Origin of the sequence: Streptomyces sp. NPDC059534 (genome assembly GCF_042743475.1) — a bacterium.
Taxonomy (GTDB): Bacteria; Actinomycetota; Actinomycetes; order Streptomycetales; family Streptomycetaceae; genus Streptomyces.
This window is the reverse complement of sequence record NZ_JBHWAQ010000097.1, coordinates 1-5,803: the sequence shown is the minus strand read 5'-3', so window position 1 is coordinate 5,803 and position 5,803 is coordinate 1. Positions and strand designations below refer to the sequence as shown.

The window sequence follows — 5,803 nt, the reverse complement described above, 5'->3', positions numbered from 1 at the left end:
ACCTCACGCGGAACCGTCAGCACCACCTTGCCCACATGACGCGCCTGACTCACATACCGGAACGCCTCCGGCGCCCGCCGCACATCCCACGTCGTCACCGGCAGCGGCGCGAGGACGCCCGCTTCGAAGAGGCGCATGATCTCCGCCAGCATGGTCTCGATGCGTGCGGCGTCGAGGCTGGGGAGGTCGAACGCCTGGTAGGCGACGCCGGGGTAGGCGGCCGCGACCTCGTCCGCGTCACGGATGTCGGTCTTGCCCATCTCGATGAAACGACCGCCGCCACCCAGCGCCCGCAGCGACGCGTCCACGAACTCACCCGCGAGCGAGTCGAGCACCACGTCCACGCCGCGGCCACCGGTGGCCTCCAGCACCCGCTGCTCGAACTCCAGGTCACGCGAGGAGGCGATGTGCTCCGCGTCCAGACCCTGGCCCCGCAGCACCTCCCACTTGCCACGGCTCGCCGTTCCGAAGACCTCCGCACCCAGGTGCCGGGCCAGCTGCACCGCGGCCATGCCCACACCACCCGTCGCGGCATGCACCAGCACCGACTCGCCCGACCGCAGATCCGCCAGCTCCACCAGCCCGTAGTACGCCGTGAGGAACACGGCCGGGACGGCCGCGGCCTGCGCGAAGGACCAGCCCTCCGGCATCCGCACCACCGTGCGCCGGTCGGCGACCGCGACGGGGCCGTAGGCGTCGGGAATCATGCCGAGGACGCGGTCGCCGACGGCGAGCCCGGTGACACCCGGGCCCACTTCGAGGACCACACCGGCGGCCTCGCCGCCCAGTCCGGTCAGACCGGGCACCAGGCCGAGGGCGACGACGACGTCACGGAAGTTCAGGCCCGCGGCACGGATGCCGATCCGGACCTCGCCCGCCTCCAGCGGGCGCAGCGCCTCCGCACGGGGCTCCAGCGTGAGCCCGTCCAGGGTGCCGTCGCCGGTCGCCTCAAGGCGCCAGGCCGGCTCGCCCGCCGGCGCCACCAGGACGCCGTCCTCGGCCGCACGCGCCAGGCGCGGGACCAGGAGCCGACCGTCGCGGACGGCCGCCTGGGGCTCGTCCGTGGCCAGCAGGGAGACCAGGGCTCCGGCGAGGCCGTCCAGGCCGTCGCGCTCGTCGAGGTCGACGAGGACGAACCGGTCGGGGTTCTCCGACTGCGCCGAGCGCACCAGACCCCACACCGCGGCCTGCGCCGGATCCACCGGCTCGGCCGGACCCGTCCGCACAGCACCGCGCGTCACCACCACCAGCCGGGCACCCGCGAAGGCGTCCTCGGCCAGCCACTCCTGCACCACGGCCAGCGTCTCCGCGGCCGTCGCGCCCACCGAGCCGCCCCGGCCCGCGGCGATCACCGCCACCTCGGGGGCTTCGCCGGTGAGGGCGGCCCCGGGGTACGCGGCCACCGTGGCACCGAGGCCGGCGAGGGCGGCCGGCAGCGGGTCGAGGCCCGCGCCCACGGCCCAACGGCCGCTCGTGCGGGAGGAGTCCGTCTCCTCCGCACGCTTCCACTCCACCGTGTGCAGATGGCGGCGGGCCGCCGTCGTCCGCCGCGGCGTCCCGGTCAGGTCGCGCAGCGCGAGGCCGTCCACCGTGGCCACGGGCGCTCCCGTGGCGTCGGCCGCCAGCAGGGCCACCTCGTCCTCCCCGGTACGCCGCAGCCGCAGCCGCAGCAGGGAGGCACCGGAGGCGTGCAGTCGCACACCGGTCCAGGCGAAGGGCAGCTTGACGGCGTGCCCGCCGTCGGGCCGGGCGAACCAGTCGCCGGCGAGGAGGGCGTGCAGGGCGGAGTCCAGCAGCGCCGGGTGCAGACCGAACCGGTCGGCCTGGCCGCGGGCCGTCTCGGGCAGCGCCGCTTCGGCGAAGAGGTCGTCGCCCCGCTGCCACACGGCGCCGAGGCCCCGGAAGACCGGGCCGTAGCCGTAGCCGGCGTCGGCGAGCCGCTCGTACAGGCCCTCGACGGGCACCCGGCGGGCGCCGGCCGGCGGCCACGCCATCAGGTCACCGGCGTCCGCGTCGGCCCCCGCGGGGTGCGCGGGCTCGTCGGCGAGGACGCCGACGGCGTGCCGGGTCCACTCCTGGCCGAGGCCGTCGGCCTGGTCGGGGCAGGAGGAGACGGTGATCTGCCGGTGGCCGCGCTCGTCGGGCTCGTCGACCCACAGCTGGAGGCGGACCCCCTCGCCCGCGGGCAGGACCAGCGGCTCGTGGAGGGTCAGTTCGGCCACGACGGTGCAGCCGACCTGGTCCGCGGCGCGGACCGCCATCTCGGCGAAGGCGGTGCCCGGCAGGAGGACCGTGCCGCCGACGGCGTGGTCGGCCAGCCACGGGTGGGTCTTCGGGGACACCCGCCCGGTGAAGAGCCAGCGGTCGCCGCCGGCGACCGGCACCGCGGCGCCGAGCAGCCCGTGGCCGGTGCCGTCGAGACCGGCGCCGGTGACGTCGACCGCGTCCTCGGCGTGCTGCTCCAGCCAGTAGCGCTGGTGCTGGAAGGCGTAGGTCGGCAGCGGGATCCGGCGGCCGCCGGCCCCGGCGTGCGCCGCGTTCCAGTCGACCGCGACACCGGCCGCGTACGCCTCGGCGAGGCTGGTCAGGACGCGGGTCCAGCCGCCGTTGCCGCGCCGGAGCGTGGTGAGCACCGCCGCGTCGGCGGAGGCGTCCTCCACCGTCTGGGCGACGCCGACGGTGGCCACGGCGTGCGGGCTGACCTCGACGAAGGCGTCGTGCCCGGCGGTCAGCGCGGTGCGGACGGCGGTCTCGAAGCGGACCTGGCGGCGCAGGTTGCGGTACCAGTAGCCGGCGTCGGTGTCCGTGACGGTCCCGGGCTCTCCGGTGACCGTGGAGAACAGCGGGACACGGCCGGGACGCGGGGCGATGCCGGCGAGGAGTGCGGCGAGTTCGTCCTCGATGCGCTCCACGTGGTGCGAGTGGGAGGCGTAGTCCACCGGGATCCGGCGGGCCCCGACCTCGTCCCGCTCGCAGGCGGCGAGGAAGCCGTCGAGGGCCTCGGCGTCACCGCTGACGATGACCAGGGAGGGGCCGTTCACGGCGGCGATCTCCAGCTGTCCGGCCCACTCCGCGAGCAGCGGGCGGACGGACGCCTCCGGCAGGGGTACGGAGACCATGCCGCCGCGCCCGGACAGGGCGGTCAGCGCGCGGGCCCGGAGGGCGACGACGGCGGCCGCGTCCTCCAGGGTGAGGACGCCGGCGACGTGCGCGGCGGCGATCTCGCCCTGCGAGTGGCCGATCACGGCGGTGGGGGTGACGCCCGCGGACTCCCAGAGCCGGGCGAGGGCCACCATCATGGCGAACGACACCGGCTGCACGACGTCGACCCGGTCGAGCCGGTTGTCCTCGGGCGCGGCCCGCAGGACCTCGGTCAGGGACCAGTCGACGTGCGGGGCGAGCGCGGCCTCGCAGTCGGCGATCGCCGCCGCGAAGACGGGCGAGGAGTCGAGCAGTTCGGCTCCCATGCCGGCCCACTGCGCACCCTGGCCGGGGAAGACGAACACCGGGCGGTTGCGGTGGCGGCCGCCGGTGCCCCGGACCACGTGCGGGGCCTCGGCGCCCTCGGCGAGCGCCGTCAGACCGGCCAGCAGCTCGTCGGCGGAGGAGCCTACGACCACCGCGCGGTGGTCGAAGACGGTCCGGCCGGCGAGGGAGACGGCGGCGTCGGTCGGGTCGGTGCCGGGGAGCACGGCGGCGAGCCGCGCGGCCTGGCCGGCGAGCGCGTCGGCGCCCCGGCCCGAGACGGGCCAGGCGACGGCGGGCAGCGTCCGGTCGGCCGGCTCGGCCGGGACCTCCGGTGCGGCTTCCGGCAGGCGTTCGAGGATGACGTGGGCGTTGGTGCCGCTGATGCCGAAGGACGACACGGCGGCCCGGCGCGGCCGGTCCGTCTCGGGCCACTTCTGCGCCTCGGCGAGCGGGGACACCGTCCCGCCGGACCAGTCGACGTGCGGCGACCGCTCGTCGAGGTGCAGTGTCGCGGGCAGCATGCCCTGGTCCATCGCCATGACCATCTTGATGACGCCGGCGACACCGGCGGCGGCCTGCGTGTGCCCGATGTTCGACTTCACCGAGCCGAGCCACAGCGGCTGCTCCGGGGAGTGCCCGGTGCCGTAGGTCGCGAGGAGGGCCTCGGCCTCGATCGGGTCGCCGAGCGCCGTGCCGGTGCCGTGCGCCTCGACGGCGTCGACCGCGTCGGGCGAGAGACCCGCACCCGACAGAGCCTGGCGGATGACCCGCTCCTGCGCCGGACCGTTGGGCGCGGTCAGACCGTTGCTCGCACCGTCCTGGTTGACGGCACTGCCCCGGACCACGGCCAGCACCCGGTGCCCGTTGCGCCGGGCGTCCGACAGCCGCTCCAGGAGCAGCATGCCCACACCCTCGCCCCAGCCGGTGCCGTCGGCGGCGGCCGAGAAGGGCTTGCAGCGCCCGTCGGAGGCCAGGCCGTTCTGACGGCTGAACTCCACGAAGGCACCCGGCCGGGACATCAGCGTCACACCGCCGGCCAGGGCGAGCGAGCACTCGCCGCGGCGCAGCGCCTGCACGGCGAGGTGCAGGGCGACCAGCGACGACGAGCAGGCGGTGTCGACGGACAGCGCGGGCCCGTTGAAGCCGAAGGAGTACGAGATGCGGCCCGAGGCCACGCTCGTCTGCGTACCGGTGAGGAGGTGTCCGTCGGTGCCGCCGACCGGCTGGTCGAGGCGCGGCCCGTAGTCGCTGGCGAGGACGCCGACGAAGACGCCGGTGTCGGAGCCGCGCAGGGCGGCCGGGTCGATCCCGGCCCGCTCGACGGTCTCCCAGCTGGTCTCCAGGAGCAGCCGCTGCTGCGGGTCCATGGCCAGCGCCTCGCGGCGGCTGATGCCGAAGAAGCCCGCGTCGAAGGCGCTGATGTCCTCCAGGAAGCCGCCGCGCCGGACGTACGTGGTGCCGGAGCCCTCCGCGCCGAAGAGCGTGTCGAGGTCCCAGCCGCGGTTGGTCGGGAAGTCGCCGAGGGTGTCCACCTCGTCCATGACGAGGTGCCAGAGGTCCTCGGGCGAGGCGACGCCGCCGGGGTAGCGGCAGCCCATCGCGACGATCGCCACGGCGTCGTCGTCGGACACCGGGACCGCGGGGGTCTGCGGGGCCACCGGTGCGACGGCGGTGTCGTGCGCGGCGCCGGCCAGCTTCTCGTACAGGTGGCGGCCCAGCTCCAGCGGTGTCGGGAAGTCGAAGACGACGGTCGTCGGCAGCCGCAGTTCGGTGGCGCCGGCCAGCCGGTTGCGGAGCTCGACGGACGTCAGCGAGTCGAATCCGAGGTCGTTGAAGGGGAGTTCGACGTCGACGGCGGTGTCCGGTCCGTAGCCGAGCACGGCCGCGACCTGGGCGCAGACGGTGTCGACGACGGCCTGCCGTGCGGCGTCCCCGGTGAGGGTCGCCAGGCGTGCGGCCAGGCCGCCTTCCCCCGCGCCGTTCGCGGCGACCGCGGTCGCCACCCGGCGCTGGGCGCGGACGAGGCCGCGCAGGGGGGCGGCGAGACCCGCGCCCTGGGCGCTGCGGGCCCGCAGCGCGGCGAGGTCCCAGTGGGAGGCCACGACGGCGGGCTCGGCGCCGCGCAGTGCGGCGTCGAAGAGCGCCAGGCCCTCCTCCGCCTCCAGCGCCACGGTGCCGGCGGCGCCGGCGAGGCGGGCCCGGTCGGCCACGGAGAGGCCCGCGGTCATGGCGGACTCGGGGGCCCAGAGGCCCCAGGCGACGGAGACGGCGGGCAGTCCGCGTCCCTGTCGCTGCCAGGCCAGCGCGTCCAACGCGGCGTTCGCGGCAGCGTAGT

General features: G+C 76.1%; 1 protein-coding gene. It reads right to left on the bottom strand.

Annotation, left to right across the window (positions count from 1 at the left end):
* Positions 1-5,803 (bottom strand): acyltransferase domain-containing protein (locus tag ACFVZH_RS39745; RefSeq protein ID WP_384905456.1); only part of this gene is annotated, 5,803 nt, incomplete at both ends.